This is a genomic window from Bradyrhizobium genosp. L (assembly GCF_015624485.1).
Lineage (GTDB): Bacteria > Pseudomonadota > Alphaproteobacteria > Rhizobiales > Xanthobacteraceae > Bradyrhizobium.
The window spans coordinates 3,692,272-3,712,548 of sequence record NZ_CP061378.1 but is presented as its reverse complement, the minus strand read 5'-3'; the positions used below and the strand labels follow the sequence as shown (position 1 = coordinate 3,712,548).

The window sequence follows — 20,277 nt, the reverse complement described above, 5'->3', positions numbered from 1 at the left end:
CAGAACCGCTAAGAAATCGTTTGCCCTGTTTCTTTCCGAAGCTTCACATTCAACGACGACGCTATTGAGGCGGCAAAGGACCAAAACGGAGTCGCAATCATGAATGCCCGCTGCGATGGCAAGCGCGTGCTCGCCGATCTCAACGCGCTCCGCGCCATCGGCGCCTACCGAACCGGCGTGCACAAGCCGACCTTCTCGGAACCGCATCTGCGCTCGCTCGACTGGCTTGCGGCGCGGCTGCCGGACGCGGGCCTCATTGCAACGATCGACGGCATCGGCAACGTGTTCGGTATGTGTGCAAAGCCTGGCCCCAAGCTGCTCGCCGGCTCGCATCTCGAAAGCCAGAACCACGCGGGCTGGCTCGATGGTCCACTCGGCGTGATCTATGCGCTGGAGGCAGCACGCGTGATCAACGCCGATGCCAGCATCGGCGGCGCGGTCGAGGTGGCGGCCTGGTGCGACGAGGAAGGCCATTTCGGCAGTTTCCTCGGCAGCCGATCCTATGTCGGCGCCGTGAGCGAGGCCGAGATCGACGCCGCGCGCGACCGCAGCAGCGACCGCACGATGCGGCAGGCGCTGCGTGATGCGGGTTTCGCCGGCCGGGTGCGGCTGCAGGCCGAGCGGGGCCGGCACATCGGCTATCTCGAGGCGCATATCGAGCAAGGCGACACGCTCGAGAGCAGCGCGCTCACGATCGGCGTCGTCACCTCGATCGTCGGGATCTGGCAATACCGGATCATATTCACCGGCGCGCAGAACCATGCCGGCACCACGCGGATGGCGGTCCGGAAGGACGCCGGGCTCGCGCTGGCAAGATTCTGCGTCGCGATCGACGACAGCTTCCCTGCCCTATGCGGACCGCGCACGGTGTGGACCACCGGCCGCATCACACTGGAGCCGGGCGCGCCTAGCATCATCCCGGGCCAGGCCGAGATGCTGTTCCAGATCCGCGACGACAATCCCGAGGTGATCGCGCGCCTCGAGGCGCAGCTGCATCGCATGGCGGCCGAGGTCACCGCACAAGGCCGTTGTGGCGTCGACGTGCAGCGCATCAGGACCGGCGCACCCGCGATCATGGACGCGGCGTTCCAGGATGCGATCGAGGCCGCGGGCGCGAACTTCGCGAACGGCAGATCGATCCGCATGCCGAGCGGCGCCGGCCACGACGCCCAGGTGCTCGCCACCATCATGCCGGCAGCGATGCTGTTCGTGCCGTCGATCGGCGGCATCAGCCATCACTGGAGCGAGAACACCGACGATGCCGACATCGTCACGGGCGCCGAGGTGTTTGTCGAGACCTGTCGGCGCCTGTTGTCACAAGCGGCCGCGGCACAGCGCTAAAGCGCGATGCAATTGGCTTGATTCGTCATCGCGCTTCGGCTCTTTGTTTGAGCATGATCCTTTCGGAAAACCGCTTCACACTTTTCCGGATCATGCTCTAAGCCCGCCGGCCGAACGGAACCAGCGCCCAGACCCGCTCGTGCACGTAGTACCAGGCGATCTTGGTGGCGATCTCCAGTCCCGCGATCGAGCCTGCGAGCGCAATCTTGCCGGTCATGAACCAGCTGATGGCAAACGTATCGAGCGTTCCCAGTGTCCGCCAACTGACGGCCTTGAGGATCGACCGCGTATGAGTCTCTGTCCCGCGTAGAAACACCCGGCAATGCCTCCCGATTGATCAGACATATCTCTATCACGCCGTTGATCGGCGCTTCCATCGGCCTGTGGCATGCAGGCGTGCCCGCCCCCTTGAAGTGCGGCGCCGCGCCGCGCGCGGCGGGACGCGCAATCCGTTACAGCGAAACGTGAATTCCCAAGTGCGTGTCCGCTGCTCCAGTCCACCTTGCAAAGCGCTGGATTTGCGGCCATTTTCGCCGCTCAGAAGGACAAATTACGTTCATGTTGTTGCTTGAGTCGCTGCCCACAGTGATTGGCGCCGCCGCCATCGCGCCCGCATTGCTGGTGCTGTGGCTGGTGATCGCGGCCGACGAGCGCCCGGGACCGCCGGCGCAGGTCTGGCTCGCCTTCGTGCTCGGCGCGGCCAGCATCTCGCTGCTCGGGCTGGCGCGGGTTCCATTCAACGCGCTGCTCGCCATTCCCGACAATCCCTGGATGACGCAAGCGGTTCGCGCGGCGTTCGGCGTCGCGGCGCCGGAGGAGATCGTTAAGGTTCTCGTCATCGTCGCGATCTCGGCGCGACGCCGCGCCTTTGCCGATCCGATGGACACCGTGGTCTATGGCGCAGCCGCCGGGCTGGGCTTTGCGGCCTACGAGAACCTCGCCTATCTCGTCCAGCACAAGGACATGTGGCGCGCGCTCGCCGCGCTGCGCAGCGTGCTCACCGTGCCGTTTCACGGCTCGCTCGGCGTCATTGCCGGCGCCTATCTTGCGATCGCGCGCTCGGGCGGCGCGCTCGGTGCGCACCGGCATCATCGCGACTGGGCCCGGATCTCAAGCTGGGCGCTGGTGCTGTTCGCGCCGATCGCGCTGCACGCGGCGTTCGACTTCCCGCTGCTCTCGCTGCAACGGATTCCCGACCTCTCCTCGAACATGCGGCTCCTGCTCGGCACGTCCAGCGTCGTGATCGGCTTCGCCTCGATCGGCTTTGCGATCCGGCTGGTGCGCCGTGTCGGCAAACACCATGCGCCGCGCACCGACGTCGCGCGCGAGCGGCTGAGCCAGCTCAGGCGAATGTGGGCGCTGCTGATGGTCGGCGGCGGCGCGGGCTTTGTCGGCGTCGCCTTCCTGCTCACCTCGCTGCATCATTGGTACGTCAATCCCGAGCGCAACGCGTCGTTCATCCTGGTCCCGATCGGCTTCACCTCGATCCTGATCGGTCTGGCGCTGCTGATCGCCACGATCGCGGTCTACCTGCTCGGCCGCAACCGGGTGCGGAGTGCCGGCGGGGGCTTTTCGTCGGCGTCGGGCCCGGGTTAGGATAGCTTCACGCCCGCGTACCCGGGAGAGCCGCGATGACCCTTCCCCACGATCTCGACAAGCTGCGCTCGCAGATGGGCGCCGCGGTCAAGCAGCACTGGAAGGCGTTCCTGTTCGAAGGCATTTTGCTGGTGGTGCTCGGCATCGCGGCGCTGATCGTGCCGGCATTGGCGAGCCTCGCCGTCACCATCTTCCTCGGCTGGATGTTCCTGATTTCGGGCATCGGCGGCCTGATCGTGACGTTCTGGGCCCGCAACATGCCGGGCTTCTGGTGGTCGCTGATCTCGGCCGCGCTCGCCGTACTGGCCGGAATGGTACTGCTGGCGCGGCCGATGCAGGGCGTGCTGACGCTGACCATCGTGATCGGCGCCTATTTCGTCGCCGAAGGCGTCGCCACCATCATGTACGCGCTGGAGCATCGCCGTGAATTGTCGGGACGCTGGTCATGGCTCCTGATCGCCGGCCTGATGGACATCGTGATCGCCTTCTTCATCGTCGCCGGCCTGCCGGGCTCGGCGGAATGGGCGATCGGCCTGCTCGTCGGCCTCAACCTGATGTTCGGCGGCGCCACCCTGATCGGCATGGCGTTGGCCGCGCGCAACACCTGACACCGAACCGCCCGACGGGTTGCGGATTTGGGATGACAGACCCATATCCGTGCGCTATAGAGCCGCCTCATGATCACCGTCGCCACCAGCTATTTTTGGTACTTTAGCTACGACAGCTCGCTGGCGGCAGGAGGATCGCGCTCAATCTGAAGAATTGCAGCAAACGTCCGAACCAAGCCGCCAGACCTGGCGGCTTTTTTGTGCCGGCAGGTCCCAATCCAAAGGAGCCAAGCCGTGTTGAGCACCACAGACGACCTTCGCATCAAAGAACTCAAGGAACTCAGTACACCCGAAGAGGTGATAGGGGAGATTCCGCGCACCCTGACCGCGACCCGGGTCGTGATGGGCGCCCGCAACGCCATCCACGCCATCCTCAACGGAGCCGATGACCGCCTGCTGGTCGTGGTCGGCCCCTGCTCGATCCACGATCCCGCGGCGGCCGTCGACTACGCCGGTCACCTCGCCGGCTTGCGCGAAGCGCTCGCCGACCGCCTCGAGATCGTGATGCGGGTCTATTTCGAGAAGCCGCGCACCACCGTCGGCTGGAAAGGCCTGATCAACGATCCCGGCCTCGACAACAGCTTCGACATCAACAAGGGCCTGCGGCTTGCGCGCAACGTGCTGTCGGCCGTGAACAATCTCGGCCTGCCGGCCGGCACCGAATTCCTCGACATGACGACGCCGCAATACATCGCCGATCTGGTCTCCTGGGCCGCAATAGGCGCGCGCACCACCGAGAGCCAGATCCATCGCGAGCTGGCTTCGGGCCTGTCCTGCCCGGTCGGCTTCAAGAACGGCACCGACGGAAACATGCGGATCGCAGCCGACGCGGTGAAGTCGGCCTCGCACCCGCATCACTTCATGGCGGTCACCAAGGGCGGCCGCTCGGCGATTGCCGCCACCAGCGGCAACGAGGACTGCCACGTCATCCTGCGCGGCGGCCGGGCGCCGAATTACGATGCGGCCAGCGTCGATGCCGCCGCGACCGAGCTCGGCCGTGCCGGCGTCGCGCCGCGGCTGATGATCGACACCAGCCACGCCAACTCGAGCAAGAAGCCTGAGAACCAGCCGATGGTCGCCGACGAAATCGCGCGTCAGGTCTCAGGCGGCGAGCAGCGCATCATCGGCGTGATGATCGAGAGCAATCTCGTCGCAGGCCGCCAGGACGTCGTGCCGGGCAAGCCGTTGACCTATGGCCAGAGCATCACCGACGGCTGCATCGACCTCAAGACGACGGCCGACGTGTTGAAGCGGCTGGCGGATGCAGTCGATGGCAGGCGACGTGTGCGGCGCGCCGGCCTGCAGGAACGTTCGGCCTGAGACGCCGAACTGGAGCGGCATTGCAAACGCCACCTCTCCCTCGGGAGAGGTCGATTTGCGCACCAAATCGGGTGAAGGTTACGGTCTATCGAGCAAGCAGAGGCCCCTCACCCGGATTGCTTCGCAATCCGGCCTCTCCCCGACGGGGAGAGGTGAACCTCACGTTCTAGCAGCCGCGGCAGATGCTCTTGATCTTCTTGTCGAGCGCCGCGTCTTCCTTGTTCGCGGCGGCGTTCGGATCGCTCAGATTCTTCTCGCTCGGCACGTCGCCGGCGCGCGGCTGGCGGTGCCCGATCGGCGCCTGCGGCACCTGCCCGCCCTTCTGCATGGTGGACGACCCGCCCTGGGCCCAAGCCTGCTGCGTCAGGATTTGCGGCGCTCCGACCGCAACCATCAAAGCCATCGCCAAAACTGTTTTCCGCATCTTGCGCCTCCGCCTCTCAGCCCTTCTTACCGCGCCCGCTCCGGGACGTCGATGGGTGCGCAGTTGCGCCGCCCCTGCGCCGCGCAATCCTGCACCTTCCGTATATCGGCCATCGCACCTAGTAGCCAGATTCCCGGGGCCCCGCTCATGTTTCCGGCGGGTAGAGGTGCACGTCACCGCAATAATCGACGATACGGTATTGCCGTTCCGTCAAATCTTCACGTTCGCGGGAAGATGACTGCGACAAATAGCTCGGTCCGATCGGCGCCTTGCCATGGCCGCCGGGGATGTCGAGCACGTAGTCCGGCTGGCACAGACCCGAGACCCGGCCGCGCAAGGCGCGCATCAGCGCCTGCCCGGCTTCGATCGTGGTGCGCAAATGCGCAGTACCGGGGGCGCGATCGCCGTGATGCAGATAATAGGGCTTGATCCGGCACTCGAGGAAGGTCCGCATCAGCGCCTCCAGCGTGGCGGCGTCATCGTTGACGCCGCGCAGCAGCACCGACTGGCTCACCAGCGGGATGCCGGCATCGACGAGCGCTGCGCAGGCCGCGCGGGCATTGGCGCCGAACTCGCGCGGGTGGTTGGCATGAACGGCGATCCAGGTCGTCGCCCCCTGCGGCCTCAGCGCTGCGATCATCTCGGGGCTGAGACGCGCGGGATCGGCGATGGGCACGCGGGTATGAATGCGGATGATCTTCACATGATCGATACCGGCGAGATCCGCCATGATCTCGGTCAGCCGGCGCGGCGACAGCATCAACGGATCGCCGCCGGTCAGAATGACTTCCCAGATCTCATCGTGGCCGCGGATATAATCCAGCGCCGCGCGGTAAGCATCGTCCGACAAAGCGGTCGCCTTGCCGGGACCGACCATTTCGCGACGGAAACAGAACCGGCAATAGACCGCGCAGACATGGACCAGCTTGAACAGCACGCGGTCGGGATAACGGTGGACGATCCCGGCCACCGGCGAATGTGCATCATCGCCGATCGGATCGGGGTTCTCGCCCGGCTGCGCGATGAGCTCGGCGGCATCGGGGATGAACTGCCGCGCGATCGGGTCATCGGGATCGGCCGGATCGATCAGGGCCGCGATCTCCGGCGTCACCGCGACCGCATAACGGGCGGCGACCCGTTCGAGCGCGGTCAATGCGTCGACCGGCGCGAGCCCGGCATCGACCAGCTCACGCGGCTGTCGCAGCGTTGCCGCCAGTTTGGGATCGATCCGGTTCATGTCTCTCCTGCAGGCGGAGTCCAGACCACCTGATCAATGCGCGGCGCACCGCTTGCCAGCATCACCAGCCGGTCGAAGCCAAGCGCAACCCCGCTCGCCTCCGGCATCCAGCCGACCGCGGCAAGGAAATCCTCGTCGAGCGGATAGCGCTCGCCGTAACGGCGGGCCTTCTCCTCCATCGCGGCAGTGAAACGATGGCGCTGCTCGGCGGCATCGGTCAACTCGCCAAAACCGTTGGCGAGCTCGACGCCGCAGGCATAGACCTCGAAGCGCTCGGCGACCCTGGGGTCGGCCGCCTTGGTGCGTGCCAGCGCGGCCTCCGGCGACGGATATTCGAACAGCACGGTCAGGCGGCCCTGCCCGAGATTGGGCTCGACATGCTCGACCAGCACCTTGCTGAAGATATCGGACCAGGTGTCGTCGTCGGCAAGGCGCACCCTGTCGCGCGCCGCCGCCGCCAGCGCATCGCGGTCACCCTCGCCGCCTGCGATCGTCGCCAGCAGATCGATGCCGGCGAACCGCTCAAAGGCGGCAGCGACGGTCAGCAGCTCCGGCTCGGCAAAGGGATCGGCGGTCTTGCCGCGGAACGAAAACCGCCCGATCCCGGTCGCCTGCGCGGCGTGCGCGATCACCACGATCGTATCGGCCATGATGGCGTCATAGCCGGCATGGGCGCGGTACCATTCCAGCATCGTGAATTCGGGCAGGTGCAGATCGCCGCGCTCGCGATCGCGGAACACGCGGGCGAACTCGTAGATTTTCGGCTCACCGGCCGCGAGCAGCTTCTTGCAGGCGAACTCGGGCGACGTCCGCAGATAGCGCGTCGCGCGGGAGCCGTCGGCCCGCAACAGCTCGGTATGGGGCGCATGCAGATGCGTCTCGTTGCCAGGCGAGATCTGGAGGATCCCGGTCTCGACCTCGGCAAATCCTTGCTCCTCGAACCACGCCCTCAGCGCCGCGGTGATCGCGCGCCGCGCCTGCAGGAACGGCCTGCGGTCGGTGTAGCGTGATGGCGTCCACCACGGCGAAGGCTCAGCCTGCTCTGCCATTACCGTCGCGACCCAAGCATTGCGGATTCAACATCAACAAGCCCGCATCTCAGCTCAAGACATTGGCACAAGCGGTTGATTTTACGAGAATTAAAGGTCAGCACGATCTACATCCCGGGGAACCGCAGCGAACTCGCTCCCTTAATGTCGAAAGACATCGGGCTTGTCCATGCACCGACCGGCTCAGGGCCGGTCGACGGCGCATCCGGAACAGTTGGCAACCTGTCGGAATCGGCCGCAAAAGGCTGGTATCTCCATGACAAATGAGTATGTTGCGGCCCGAAATCACCGCATGTCCAAGGAGCTGCCGATCCGGTTTGCGCTCCGGCTGCCACATTCAGGAAAACACCTTTGAAAGTCATCGCCAGCTCCATCCGCAAGGGCAACATCATCGAGCAGGACGGCCGGCTCTATGTGGTCTTGTCCGCCGAGAACATTCACCCCGGCAAGGGCACCCCGGTCAGCCAGATCGAAATGCGCCGCATCGGCGACGGCGTGAAGGTGTCGGAGCGCTACAAGACCACCGACCAGGTCGAGAAGGCCACGGTCGAGGATCACAACTACAATTACCTCTACGAAGACGCCGACGGCTTCCACTTCATGAACGCGGAGAATTACGACCAGGTCCAGGTCTCCAAGGAGACCGTCGGCTCGTCCGCGCCCTATCTGCAGGAGAACATGACGGTGAAGCTCTCGATGCACGAGGGCAATCCGGTCGCGATCCAGCTGCCACAGCGCGTCACGCTGGAAGTGATGGAGACCGAGCCCGTGACCAAGGGCCAGACCGCCTCCTCGTCCTACAAGCCCGCGATCCTCTCCAACGGCGTGCGCACCGGCGTGCCGCCGCACGTCGCCGCAGGCACCCGCATCGTGGTCATGACCGAGGACGGGTCCTACGTTGAACGCGCCAAGGACTAAGCGCTAGTCTCTCTGGTCGCAGCAGGGGCCGGGGGGCGCAGTGAACAGGAAGGTTGTCAGCTTCGTCGCTTGCTGGCTGGCAGCCTTGGCCGTGCCCCTTCCCGGCGCCTCCGCCGACGAATTCAGGACGCCATCGATCTCGGCCATGCGGGTCGAGTGGCGTGCCGTGCTCGACCAGCTGCGGCAGGAGATCAACGTGCGGTCGGCGGTTGCCGCCAACTTCACGTTCGCGGGCCAGCGCCGCGTCCCGGCCTCCGATCCGCGCGCAACGCCGGCGCTGGTCCAGCTCAACGCGGTCACCTCGCCGATCTTCCCCGGAATTTCGCGTAGTCCGATCCCGGTGCTGCTGCCGTTCGATGCGGCCGTTTATCTTGAGGCGCGGCAGGCCGGCGCGCCGGACAGCCCGTCCGTGGCGCGCTATCAGGCCGACTTCCGCGCCGCCGATTTCTTCCACGCCGGCGCATCCGGTTATGACGCCGTGTTCGCGCTCGAGCCGGGTGCCGGCGACGGCATGCCGAAGCGGACATACGCAAAACCGGTCGAGGTGCAGATCTCGGGCTCGATCCTGGTCTACGACCTTGCCGACCGGCTCGGCGGCAAGGGCGAACCGGTGCAGGCGCTGGCCGCGCAGTTTCCGGACCTGCGCCGCTTCATTCGTGAAGGCTATCTCCGTTACGCCTTCACCCGCTTCGGCATTCCCTATGTCGTCTCGATCCAGTGTCTCGACAGCGTGCCGCGGGCGAAGCGACTGGCTTGCCGCGAGGCGACGCCGGTTGCCGAACGCTTCCTGAAGGCGTTGCGCATCGCCGGCGGCCAACCGTCGCGGCCGCGCAGCCAGATCGCCTCCGACATTGCCGAACGGCCGGCCGCGCCATCGCCCGACTTCAGCTATCGCCCGAGCGGCGACATCGTCACCGGCAGCGGCGGACGCAGGCAGGGCGGCCACGCCGACTTCACGGTCTATTCGCAAATCCGCTTTCCGCTCGAGAAGGCGCCGGCCTTCGCGCACTCGCAATCCTTTGCCAAGCGCAAGGCGGGCGCGCCGGTCGACGAATATCCCTGGCAGGACAATTTCTGTGAGGCGCGCAGCTTCGAGGTCGGCCAATGCGCCAGCGGTTACGGCCATCAAGGGCAAGACATCCGCCCCGGCGCCTGCCCCGCGGACAGCAAGGATGGCTGCGATCCCAAGCAACAGGCGGTGGTCGCGGTGCGCGACAGCATGGTGATCCGCTCACCGCAGCAGCAGGCCGCGACCTTGCAGGTCAACACCTCGACCGAGCATATCCGCTTCCGCTACATGCACATGAACCCGTCGGCGATGGATGACGACGGGCTGCTCAACGGCCGCCGCGTCACCGAGGGCGACAAGATCGGCGTGGTCTCGAACTATCTCGACCATCCCAACGGCACCTCGCGGCACCTGCATTTCGACGTGCAATTGTTCACGCGCGACGGCTGGCTGTGGGTCAATCCCTACACCACGCTGGTGTCGGCCTATGAGCGGCTGATCCGCGGCCGTGGCCGCGAGATCGGCCCGGAGCCCGGCCCCGCGGCCGCCGTCGCCCATGCGCTGCCCGACGACGTGACGCATCACATCGACATCCAGGAAGGCGGCGGCAATTAGCGGTCCGACACTATCTCGCGAGCACCGCGCTCTGCAGCGCCGCGAGCGTATCGGGACCATAGCGGCCGTCAGGCGCCCGCTTGAGCAGGCCGGCGCGTGCCAGCCGCTGCTCGATGGCCTTGCGCAGCTCCGGCGTCAGCGACGTCGTCGGTTTCTCGATCAATAATCCGCGCGCCACCGGCGAGCCGCCGCGCAGCGCTTCCAGGCCATACTCGGCGGCCTTGCCGGGATCGCGCCTGACGCCGCCAACGCCGACCATCAGCAGCGGAATCAGGCTCGCCTTGGCGTTGAGATTTCCGATCGCCGCCGCCCGTTCGTAGAAGTCGGCGGCGCGGGCGAAATCGCGCGGCTCGCCGATGCCGCCGGCCGCCATGTTGCCGAGCATCACATTGCCGTCGCCGTCGCCGAGCTCGGCAGCGCGCAGGAACAGCTTTCGTGCCGTCGCGTAATCCTTCACCGCGCCGGTGAGCCCGAGCAGCACATAGCCGACGCGCAGCATGGTCGCGGTGTGCTCGGTGGTGACAAGCCTGTCGATCCATGCGCGTGCCTGGCTCGCATCCTTCGGCACGCCGGTGCCCTGGAGATACAGCACGGCAAGGAAACCCATCGCCTGCGGATCGCCGGTGTCGGCCGCCTTGCGATACCATTGCGCGGCCTGCGCCGCGTCGGCCGGACGCCCCAGCCCGTTCTCGAACTCGATCGCGACATTGCGCATCGCCGGCACGTTGCCCGCGGCGGCGGCCTGATCGAACAGGGCGACCGCGCGCGGCAGGTCGGCCGGGCCGCCCTCGCCCTTCTCGAGCATCACGGCAAGGTCGGACATCGCGGCGACCGAACCCGCGGCCGCCGACTTCGTCAGCCAGTCCCGCGCCTCGGCATTCTCGCCGGCGACGCTCAGCGCGCGCGAGATCTGAAACTGCAGGCGGCGGTGATCCGGTGCCTGCGCCAGCGCCGCGCGACAAGCGTCGACCGCAAGCCGCGGCTGGATTCGATTCAGCGCCACGCCGGGCACGCCGGAGGGACGGTCGATATCCTCGGCCGACGCGGCAAGCTTGTCGCAGCCTTCCGCGGCGGAGCGTGCGGCCGGCGTCGGCAGCGCGAGCGAGACCGTTTGCGTCGTCGACGGCGCTGTGGCAACCGGCGGCGGCGCTGCGACCGGCTGACCCGTGAAATAGAAATCGCCGAGCAGCGAGAACGTCACCTCGGGCAATTGGCGCTCGCTGGTCGCCTTGTAGACGTCGGCGGCGACGTGGCGGAACAGTGGGCCGATCTCGACGCCGGGTTGACCGACTTCACGGATGAAGGCGGCGGCGAACGGGCTGTTGCGGCCCTCGCCGTCGGCGGCGACCGCGCCGGGCTGCGTCGAATAGGCAATCACGGTGCCCGCGGTCTGCTTGATCCGCGCCAGTCCGCGCGTGATCGTCACCGCGCGCGCCGGGTTGACCTGCGCCAGCAATTGATCGGCGAGCGGATTGTCCCGGCAGGCATCGAGCATCAGGATGCGCACGCCGCTGGCACGCTGCAGATCGGCGAGGATGTCGTCGACGCGTGCCATCTGCGCACCGATGTCGGTGGCGCCGGCGAGCTTGGCGTCGACAGGCACGAGGTAATTGGTGCCCTGGAACTGAAAGCCGTGGCCGCCGTAGAAGAACAGCGCGGCGTCGGCGCCGACGGCCGCATCGGCGAAGCGGCGGAAGGCGTCGTCCATGCCGCGCTTGTCGAGATCGACGCCCTCCACCACCTCGAAGCCGGCGCTCTTGAGCATGCGCGCAACATCGGTCGCGTCATTGCGCGGATTGGGCAATTGCACCGTGTTGCGGTAGGCGGAATTGCCGATCACGAGCGCGACGCGCCGTTCGGCAAAGGCAGGGATCGAGGCAACCGTACAGCCGATCAGGGCGATCGCCACGCCCGCGAGCATGCGCCGGAGAGAGATCCGCATTGCCAGCACGCCCGCCTATCTTACCGAAGCCGCAGCGGGAACCAGAAGCGTCAACAGCAACACCACCAACCGCATCGAACGCCTCCAGGAGAGCCGGGCACGCCTTGCGATTGTTATGCCGATTTTGCGCGCGGATGGAAGCCACGATGCCGTCGGAGCGACGGCGGGTTCCATCCGGAACTGCATCGCTTGCGCAACGCCAGACGATGCGAGGCGATCAGTCGATCTCCGTTGCGGCCAACACGTCCCTGACCTTGTTCTGGGCGTCCGGGGGCAATGGCAGGATCGGACGCGGAGGCTCGGCAGCACAGAGGCCCCTGAGATTGGCCATCGCATAGGCCACGCGCAGACTCGAGAATGTCTTGAACAGGTGCCAGACCGGTTCCAGACTCGCGTCGAGCTGGCGCGCCTTGGCGATATCTCCACGTGCCACGGCACGGACGATGTCGAGGCAGATGCTGGGGAAGACTCCTGCGAGAACGCTGTACCAGGTCTCGCCGCCCGCCAGCAGCGCCTCGGTGCAATTCCAGTCGGCGCTGTAGCCCAACGAGAAACCATCCGGCACGGCAGCCCGCAACTCGGCGACATGGCCGGGCAAAGCCGCAGCATCCAGCGCAGGACTTTTCACCGCGACTATTCCCTCTACGCGACTTAAACGGCCGATCAGCGCCGGCGTGAATCGAAAATGCGTCGTTCCGGGATTGTCATAGATGCAAATCGGCAATCCGCTTTCGCGCGCCACCGTCTGGAAATGCTCAAAGACCTCGTCATCCGTCAGAGGCGTGTACGACACCGGCGCCAGCAGGCCGGCCGCCGCGCCGGCATCGCGTGCATCCTGCGCCAGCCTGACCGCGTCGTCGGTTCGCAGCGCGCCGACGCCAACCAGCATTGGCGTTCTGCCATCTGCCAGGGCAACCGCCGCCTGCACCGCGCGCCGCCGCTCCTCGCGGCTGAAATACGGATATGAGCCGGTGCTCCCGAGCAGCCCGACCGAATCCACCTTCGCCGCGATCAAGGGCTCCAGCAACGCGCGAAGCGCTCCCGCATCGACCTGCCCATCCCGGTTCGAGGGCGTGATCGGGAAGGCAGAAAGTCCCGTCAGATGGACCATCGGTTTGCTCCTCATCGGTCAAGTCGCTCGACAGCAGACGGCGAGATCGCATCAATTCCCGCCCCCGTCCCGCTTGCAAGGTCCAGTATGCCGCGGACATCGCACCAAACTGGTCCAGTGTTCCGCGGCGCTCAGCGAGCCGCGGAGTTGAGCCGGCTCCCGTCGGGTGATGCCGGCGGCTATTCGAGCATCGTCGTCAGCTGCGCGCCCTCATCCGCCACGAACACGGCGATCAGCTCGGCCGGCTCCGTGGTGCTCGCATTGGCCGAGACCATGTGGGTCGAGCCCGGCGGTTCGAAGAAGGACTGGCCGACATGGAAGGTTTCCACCGGCCCACCGCCGAGTTGCGAGCGGATCTCGCCCTTGGTGATATAGGCCGTCACCGAGCCGGAATGGCGGTGCGGCGGCGTGAAGCCGCCCGGACCGTAGAACACACGCACAACCGTGACGCGCTTGCCCGGTACGTTCGGCAAGGCATGCGAGGTGATGACCTCGACCTTGTCGAGCGGAGACGCCGCATTCGCGCTCGCGCACAACGGTGCAATCACCGCGGAGATCGCATCCATCGGAGCGGGCAGCGACTTGCCGATCACGAACGCGCAGACAAGGCCGGCAACCACGGCCAGCGCGACCGGCCGCGGCGGCCGCGCGCGTGGAAGAGACAGTGTCATCGCACTCATCGGTGGTTCTCCCCTGTTACGGTTTTCAATCGGACGCCTCATGCGGCCGCATCGGCTTTCGGCTTGCGCGCTGGCGGCGTCCAGCGATAGGCAGCGCCGAACCGGTTCCAGACATTGATCGAGGCGATTGCCGAGGTGAGATAGGTCAATTCCTGCTCGGAGAATTCGGCGGTGACCTGCACATAGACCTCGTCGCCGAAGCCGTCCGGCAGTTTCGTCAGCGCCTCGGTCCAGGCCAGCGCGGCGCGCTCACGCGCCGAGAACAGCGACACCTCGCGCCACACCACGACGAGATTGAGCTTGTCGACGGGGACACCGAGGCTCTCGCCCTGCAGGATGTGATACTGCACGCAGAACGCGCAGCCGTTGATCTGCGAGGCGCGCAGCTTGACGAGCTCGAGCAGCTGCTTGTCGAGACCCGCCTTCGCCGCGAACTGCCCGAGCGACTGCACGGCCGCGAACACGTCCGGGGCGAGCTTCTGGAAGTCGGTGTATTCCTTGCGCGCATGTGACATCGGGTCGGCCTCATGTTATCAGTATACTGTTAACTTAACAGAGCACTGATAAAATGAGCAAGACGCGAATATCGACCAGAGCAACATCGGGCGGCATGGCGGCGATGCAGAAACGCGGGAAATCCGGCGGTGCCAAGCGGCGCCCGGCCAACAGCGCGGCATCCGGAAAATCGACTGGCGATCAGGGACATGCAGCGGGCCCCGGCACGCGCGCCCTGCCCGTCCCACCGCCGCCCGGCGAGGGCAAGCGCGGCGAGCAGGGCTATCTCGCCTATCTGCTCCGCCAGGCCAGTGCGGCCTCGCGGCTGTCGATGGAGCGCACGCTGGCGCGCCTCGGCGTCACCTCGCCGCAGTTCGTCGTGCTGACGATGCTGAAGGCCTATCCGGGGCTATCAGGCGCCGACCTGGCGCGGGTCGCGATCCTGACGCCGCAAACCGTAAGTGTGATCATCCGCAACCTCGAACGCGACGGCGCGATCCGCAAGACGCCGCACCCGGTCCATGGCCGGGTGCTGCAGTGGACCCTGACCGACCACGGCGTCACCTTGCTGGATCAGTGTCGCCGGATCGCCCAGGCGCAGGAGCGCCGGCTGGCCGCCGGCCTCGACGACAAGACGGAGCGCGTGGTCCGGCAATGGCTGTCAAAAATCGCCGCAGATTTGCAGGATAACTAGAGCATGATCCGGAAAAGTGGGTACCGGTTTTCCGATCAGGTCGTGCTCAAATCATGATTCCGCGGCGTCATGCCTTTTGGTCCATCCCGACTGCGCCGCTAGACTGGACGCATGAAACAGGCTGATTCTCCGATATCCCCTGCCCGACGCGCTGTGCTGAAGACGGGGCTCGCGGTCGGCGTCGCGCTGACCGATCCGCTCCGCGCACTGGCCGCCCCTGCGGGCTTCGATCAATGGCGCGACAGTTTCCGCGGCCGCGCCATCGCAAAGGGCATCTCGGAGGCGACCTGGAACCGCTGCATGGGGCGGGTCGAGCCCGACATGAGCGTATTCAAGCAGATGCGCAATCAGCCGGAATTCCACGAGAAGATCTGGCAATACATCAACCGCCGCGTCTCCGACTGGCGCATCATCCATGGCAAGGAAGCGCTCCGGAAGAACGAGGCGTTGTTCGGCCGGATCGAGCGCGACTTCGGCGTCGAGCGCGGCACGCTGCTCGCGCTGTGGGGCGTCGAGTCCGCCTATGGCGACCCGCTGGTGCAGCAGAACCACATGACGCCGGTGTTTCCCTCGCTTGCCGCGCTCGCCTGGAACGAACCGCGCCGCAAGGCCTATTGGGAGAGCGAACTGATCAACGCGATGAAGATCGTGCAGCGCGGCTGGAGCACGCCCGAGGAGATGAACGGCTCCTGGGCCGGCGCGATGGGCCATTCGCAGTGGATGCCGGAAGTCTGGCTCAATGTCGGCTTCGACTATGACGGCGACGGCAAGGTCTCGCCGTTCGGCCGCCCCGACGATGCGCTCGGCTCGACTGCGAAATATCTGGTCAATCGCGGCAAGTGGCGCCGCGGCGAGCATTGGGGCTACGAGGTCCGCGCCTCCGGCGGCGCCGGCGGCAGCCGCTCCTATGCGGCCTGGGCCAGCGCTGGCGTCACCCGCGCCGACGGCCAGCCCTTCCCGCAGCCGAATGCCTCGGCGCAGTTCTGGATCCCCGAGCCGGGCGGACCGGCCTTCCTGCTCGGTCCGAACTTCTATTCGGTGAAGAGCTACAACCCGTCGATGAACTATGCGCTGGCGATCTGCCATCTCGGCGATCGCTGCCTCGGTGGTCCGCCCTTCATCCAGCCCTTCCCCGCCTCGGAGCGCGCGCTGACCTTGGCCGAAGTGCAGGAGATGCAGACGCGGTTGACAAAAGCCGGTTTCGACACCGGCGGCACCGATGGCCGCGTCGGCAACGATACCATGCAGGCGATCAAGGATTTTCAGGTCAAGGCCGGCCTGCAGCCCGCCGATGGCTATGGTGGGCTCAAGGTACTGGCGCGGTTGCGGCAAGGCGGGTAGCCGAGTGAGCGCAGCGATACTCGGGGAGTTGATCGCGCATATCGCTTCGCTCATGCAGGTTGCGGACTGCGTCCTCACCCACCACTGTCGTCGCCCGACTTGATCGGGCGATCCAGTACGCCGCGGCCCATCTTCTCAAGCACCGCGGTCTCTGGAATACTGGATCACCCGCATGCGCGGGTGATGACACCGATTGTTTGGTAGTGCGGGATCGCTCCACATAGTCGTCCCCACAAAGCGGGGACGACAGCTGCTTCTATGTCCTCCGCACCACGCCGCCGGCATTCATGCCACCGTCGATCACGAGCTCGGTCCCCGTCACATAGCGCGACGCGTCGGAAGCGAGATACAGCACGCCCTGCGCAATCTCCATCGCCTGGCCGGCACGGCCGAGCGGCGTGGCAAATCGGGCCCGCTCCTCCGGATCGATCGGCGCGTTCTGGCCGGCACCGGCAGCGCCGGTCGGGATCTTGCCCCAGATCGGCGTGTCGATGATGCCGGGATGCACCGAGTTGACACGGATGCCGTCACCGATCTGCGCGCACTCCATTGCGATCGACTTGGCAAACAGCCGCACCGCGCCCTTGGTGGCGCTGTAGCCGGCGAGGTTCGCTGCGCCGCGGAGGCCCGCGAGCGACGACATCATCACGATCGAGCCGCCGCCGTGCTTGCGCATCAGCGGCAGCGAATGCTTCACCGAAAGGAACACGCCGTCGAGGTTGATCGCGGTCTGCCGGCGCCAATCCGCCAGCGTCATGTCGACGATCGAGGGCACGCCGACGCCGATGCCGGCATTCGAGACCATGATGTCGAGGCGGCCGAAACGCTTGCCGATCTCGGCGACCACCTCGATCCAGCGCTCCTCGCTGGTGACATCCTGCTGCAGAAAGATCACCGCGCGGCCCGCCTTCTCGAGCCGCGCGGCGAGTTCTGGCCCCTTCAGCTCATCGACATCGGTGGCAACAACGGTCGCGCCCTCCAGCGCCAGCAGCTCCACGATCGCAGCACCAATGCCCGATGCGCCGCCGGTCACCAGCGCGACCTTGCCCAAAACCTGTCCTGACATGTCCACTCCCGCTCGTTTCTTATCGGATCACCGCCGGGCCTTGATCGGGCACCGCGACGTCGAGCACACGGAATTGCACACGTTCGGTGCCTTGCCAACGGTCGACCGACAGAGAGCCCGCCACATGCAATGGTTGACCGCGATTTTGCGTCAAGGCGCTGCCGAGCTTCTGTCCGACCGAGCGGAATGCGATACCGTTGACGATGGAGCCATCGCCGGATTTGAAGCGCAGCCGCAGATGCGCCTGCCCAACCTCGTCGGCGTAGACGAGCTGATGCGACGGCAATGCGATCACCGGCTCGGGGTTGGCACTGCCGAACGGGCCCGCACGATTGAGCGTCGCGGCGAATTCCGGCGTCACGGCGCGCGCGGTCACCGCGCCGTCGATGAACAGCTCGTTCTCGTGACGCGAGTTGGCGACGTCGGCGGCAAGCGCGCTTTCCAGATAGGCGCGGAATTCGGCGAGCCTCTCCTTCCGCAGCGTGACGCCGGCAGCCATCGCATGGCCGCCACCTTTCATCAGCAGGCCGTCGTGCACGGCCTGCCGCACCGCCTTGCCGAGATCGACGCCGCCGATCGAGCGCCCGGATCCGGTGCCGATGCCACCGGGCTCGAGCGCGATCGCAAATGCGGGCCGCGCGAACTTCTCCTTCAGCCGCGCCGCGACCAGCCCGACCACGCCGGGATGCCAGCCTTCCGCCGCGGTGACGATCACCGCGCCCTTGTCCTCGAGCCCGAGCGAAGCCAGCGCCTCGGCTTCGGCCTGTGCTTCCGCCGCCTGCTCGATCACGCGCCGCTCGGCATTGAGGCGGTCGAGCTCGGCCGCAATCCGCGCAGCCTCCGAGACGTCGCCCTCGAGCAGCAATCGCACGCCGAGATCGGCCCGCCCGATGCGGCCGCCGGCATTGATGCGCGGCCCCAGCATGAAGCCGAGATGCCAGGCCTCCGGCGGCCCGTTCAGCCGCGCCACGTCCATCAGCGCGGTGTGCCCGACATGGTCGCGCCGTCGCATCGCGATCAGTCCCTTGGCGACGAAGGCACGGTTGAGCCCGATCAGCGGCGCGACATCAGCGACGGTGCCGAGCGCGACGTGATGCAGCATGCCGAGCAGATCAGGCTCCGGCATCCCGCTCGACCAGAAGCCGCGCTGGCGCAGCTCGCGATTGATCGCCACCAGCGTCACCAGCACGAGGCCGACCGCCGCGAGATGGCCGAGGCCGGAGAGATCATCGGGCCGGTTCGGATTCACCAGCGCGTCGACCACGGGCAGCTCGTCGCCGGTCTGGTGATGATCGATCACGACGACCGACATCCCGAGCTGCTTCGCTTCCGCCAGCGGCTCGATGCTGGTGGTGCCGCAATCGACGGTGACGAGCAGCGTCGCGCCCTTGGCCGCCAGCGCGCGGACGGCGTCGGTATTCGGCCCGTAGCCTTCGAACAGACGGTCGGGAATGTGGATCAGCGGATCGAGCCCGCAATGCCGCAGATGCCAGGCGAGCAGCGCGGCCGAGGTCGCGCCGTCGACATCATAGTCGCCGAAGATCGCGACCTTCTCGCCGCGCACAGCGGCGTCCGCAATACGACTGGCCGCAACCTCCATCTCGGTCACCGTATGCGGATCCGGCATCAGCTTGCGGATGGTCGGATCGAGATAGTCGGCGACCCCATCGATCTCGACATCGCGCCCGGCCAGCACGCGCGCCAGCATCTCGGGCAGATTGTGCCGCTGCACGATCGCGAGCGCCCGCGCCGCGCCGCGCGCATCCAGCCGGTCGCGCCAGAGCTTTCCGGTGAGAGAGCGCGTCACGCCGAGGAATGCCGGTGGCATCTCGACGGGCAGTGCGGATGCGTGGAGCGTCATGGTCCTTTCCGAGCAACAGCGTTTTCAAGCGAGTGAACATCGGTTCGCGTGAAGAAAACGCGTCAAAACAGAATCTAGATCGTTCGGTTTCGAACTACTCGGAACCGAACGATCTAGGAAAGAACCGTAACGCTTCAATGATTCGCAGGCCAGCCCTAGCAGCCGAGCTTGTCGGCTATCCCACCGAAATCGTTGGCGACGATGTCCCAGTCGCCCCTGGCCTCGAGGTCGTATTTCTGCAGCGGGCCGTATTCCCTAGGGCGCGGCACGAAGGCCGTCTTCAGGCCGTATTTCTGCGCGGCCTTGAGATCGTAATTGTGCGCGGCGACCATCATCACCTGCTCGGGCTTGAGGCAGAGCAGCTTTGCGGCGCCGAGATAGGTCTCCGGATCGGGCTTGTAGTGCTCGAACAGCTCGGCCGACATCACGAGGTCCCAGGGCAGGCCAGCGAACTTCGCCATGTTGGTGAGCAGCGCGACGTTGCCGTTCGACAGCGGCGAGAGGATGTACTTCGTCTTCATCCGCGTCAGCCCCGCGACGCTGTCGGGCCAGGCATGGAGGCGGTGCCAGCCCATCGTCAGATGGTGCAGGTCGGCGTCGGTCAGGCCCTTGATGCCGAGCTGCGCGACCAGCGTCTCCAGCGAGCGACGATGCAGCACGTCGAGGATGACATAACCGTTTTGCGGGTTCTTGCGCACTTCATCCATCGAGGCGGAATAGACCGCGCGCCAGCCGTCGACCAGCGCGGTCCAGTCGACCGTGACGCCGCGCGTTTCCCCCCATTTGGTGAAGTCGTTGATCAGGCTGGTGCGCCAATCGACCACCGTGCCGAACACGTCGAAGACCAGGGCTTTGACACCGGAGATGTCGGACATGCGCGTCTCTCCCTTTGTTGTTTTTGGTTGCGTCACACTTTCACTTTGTCATTCCGGGCTCTCGTTTCGCGAGCCCTGGAATGACGACGATTGTT

19 protein-coding genes are annotated in these 20,277 nt (G+C 66.2%); 8 read left to right on the top strand and 11 right to left on the bottom strand.

Annotated features, from left to right (window positions below; genetic code table 11):
• Positions 1-99 precede the first annotated feature (99 nt).
• A complete protein-coding gene (locus tag IC762_RS17215; protein ID WP_195783481.1) occupies positions 100-1,341 on the top strand; it encodes a Zn-dependent hydrolase in 1,242 nt (413 codons plus the stop codon).
• A 97-nt stretch (positions 1,342-1,438) separates the two neighbouring features.
• On the opposite strand, the gene IC762_RS17210 is transcribed toward IC762_RS17215, so the two are convergent.
• Positions 1,439-1,657 carry a DUF2061 domain-containing protein gene (locus tag IC762_RS17210; protein WP_195783480.1) on the bottom strand — a complete coding sequence of 73 codons (219 nt, stop codon included), beginning with the start codon at positions 1,655-1,657 and terminating at the stop codon, positions 1,439-1,441.
• Between the two features lie 242 nt (positions 1,658-1,899).
• Between IC762_RS17210 and IC762_RS17205 the strand changes: the two genes are divergently transcribed.
• The 3 genes from IC762_RS17205 to IC762_RS17195 all read left to right on the top strand — a co-directional run bounded on the left by IC762_RS17205 (position 1,900) and on the right by IC762_RS17195 (position 4,865).
• Positions 1,900-2,937 carry a PrsW family glutamic-type intramembrane protease gene (locus tag IC762_RS17205; protein WP_195783479.1) on the top strand — a complete coding sequence of 346 codons (1,038 nt, stop codon included), beginning with the start codon at positions 1,900-1,902 and terminating at the stop codon, positions 2,935-2,937.
• Positions 2,938-2,972: 35 nt separating this feature from the next.
• Complete coding sequence (locus IC762_RS17200) at positions 2,973-3,545, top strand: HdeD family acid-resistance protein (RefSeq protein WP_195783478.1); 573 nt, start codon at positions 2,973-2,975, stop codon at positions 3,543-3,545.
• A gap of 234 nt (positions 3,546-3,779) precedes the next feature.
• On the top strand, positions 3,780-4,865 hold the full coding sequence (locus IC762_RS17195; RefSeq protein ID WP_195783477.1) for a 3-deoxy-7-phosphoheptulonate synthase: 1,086 nt from the start codon (positions 3,780-3,782) through the stop codon (positions 4,863-4,865).
• 166 nt (positions 4,866-5,031) lie between these two features.
• Here IC762_RS17195 and IC762_RS17190 read toward each other — a convergent pair whose 3' ends face one another.
• From IC762_RS17190 to epmA, 3 genes are all read right to left on the bottom strand, one after another.
• Positions 5,032-5,289: a hypothetical protein gene (locus IC762_RS17190; protein ID WP_195783476.1), complete on the bottom strand. Its 258-nt coding sequence runs from the start codon at positions 5,287-5,289 to the stop codon at positions 5,032-5,034.
• A 145-nt stretch (positions 5,290-5,434) separates the two neighbouring features.
• Complete coding sequence (locus IC762_RS17185) at positions 5,435-6,526, bottom strand: lysine-2,3-aminomutase-like protein (protein ID WP_195783475.1); 1,092 nt, start codon at positions 6,524-6,526, stop codon at positions 5,435-5,437.
• A complete protein-coding gene (gene epmA, locus IC762_RS17180) occupies positions 6,523-7,575 on the bottom strand; it encodes an EF-P lysine aminoacylase EpmA (protein ID WP_195783474.1) in 1,053 nt (350 codons plus the stop codon). The genes IC762_RS17185 and epmA overlap by 4 nt, the downstream gene beginning before the upstream one ends.
• Before the next feature lie 351 nt (positions 7,576-7,926).
• Between epmA and efp the strand changes: the two genes are divergently transcribed.
• On the top strand, positions 7,927-8,493 hold the full coding sequence (gene efp / locus IC762_RS17175) for an elongation factor P (RefSeq protein WP_195783473.1): 567 nt from the start codon (positions 7,927-7,929) through the stop codon (positions 8,491-8,493).
• A 40-nt stretch (positions 8,494-8,533) separates the two neighbouring features.
• Positions 8,534-10,117 carry a M23 family peptidase gene (locus IC762_RS17170; RefSeq protein ID WP_195783472.1) on the top strand — a complete coding sequence of 528 codons (1,584 nt, stop codon included), beginning with the start codon at positions 8,534-8,536 and terminating at the stop codon, positions 10,115-10,117.
• 10 nt (positions 10,118-10,127) lie between these two features.
• Here the strand turns inward: IC762_RS17170 and IC762_RS17165 are convergent, their stop codons facing one another.
• The 4 genes from IC762_RS17165 to IC762_RS17150 form a co-directional block, all read right to left on the bottom strand.
• Positions 10,128-12,059: a caspase family protein gene (locus IC762_RS17165; RefSeq protein ID WP_195789940.1), complete on the bottom strand. Its 1,932-nt coding sequence runs from the start codon at positions 12,057-12,059 to the stop codon at positions 10,128-10,130.
• Positions 12,060-12,276: 217 nt separating this feature from the next.
• A complete protein-coding gene (locus IC762_RS17160) occupies positions 12,277-13,170 on the bottom strand; it encodes a dihydrodipicolinate synthase family protein (RefSeq protein WP_195789939.1) in 894 nt (297 codons plus the stop codon).
• A 179-nt stretch (positions 13,171-13,349) separates the two neighbouring features.
• Entirely contained in the window at positions 13,350-13,850 is a 501-nt protein-coding gene (locus IC762_RS17155) for a cupin domain-containing protein (RefSeq protein WP_195789938.1), read from the bottom strand.
• Between the two features lie 38 nt (positions 13,851-13,888).
• Positions 13,889-14,365, bottom strand: a complete 477-nt coding sequence (locus IC762_RS17150; protein ID WP_195789937.1) for a carboxymuconolactone decarboxylase family protein — start codon at positions 14,363-14,365, stop codon at positions 13,889-13,891.
• A 53-nt stretch (positions 14,366-14,418) separates the two neighbouring features.
• Between IC762_RS17150 and IC762_RS17145 the strand changes: the two genes are divergently transcribed.
• On the top strand, positions 14,419-15,039 hold the full coding sequence (locus tag IC762_RS17145; RefSeq protein WP_246801597.1) for a MarR family winged helix-turn-helix transcriptional regulator: 621 nt from the start codon (positions 14,419-14,421) through the stop codon (positions 15,037-15,039).
• A 111-nt stretch (positions 15,040-15,150) separates the two neighbouring features.
• Positions 15,151-16,380 carry a lytic murein transglycosylase gene (locus tag IC762_RS17140; RefSeq protein ID WP_195789936.1) on the top strand — a complete coding sequence of 410 codons (1,230 nt, stop codon included), beginning with the start codon at positions 15,151-15,153 and terminating at the stop codon, positions 16,378-16,380.
• Positions 16,381-16,636: 256 nt separating this feature from the next.
• On the opposite strand, the gene IC762_RS17135 is transcribed toward IC762_RS17140, so the two are convergent.
• The 3 genes from IC762_RS17135 to IC762_RS17125 form a co-directional block, all read right to left on the bottom strand.
• Complete coding sequence (locus IC762_RS17135) at positions 16,637-17,446, bottom strand: glucose 1-dehydrogenase (protein ID WP_195789935.1); 810 nt, start codon at positions 17,444-17,446, stop codon at positions 16,637-16,639.
• A gap of 19 nt (positions 17,447-17,465) precedes the next feature.
• Positions 17,466-19,307, bottom strand: a complete 1,842-nt coding sequence (gene recJ / locus IC762_RS17130) for a single-stranded-DNA-specific exonuclease RecJ (RefSeq protein WP_195789934.1) — start codon at positions 19,305-19,307, stop codon at positions 17,466-17,468.
• 155 nt (positions 19,308-19,462) lie between these two features.
• Entirely contained in the window at positions 19,463-20,182 is a 720-nt protein-coding gene (locus IC762_RS17125) for a haloacid dehalogenase type II (protein ID WP_195789933.1), read from the bottom strand.
• Between the last annotated feature and the right edge of the window lie 95 nt (positions 20,183-20,277).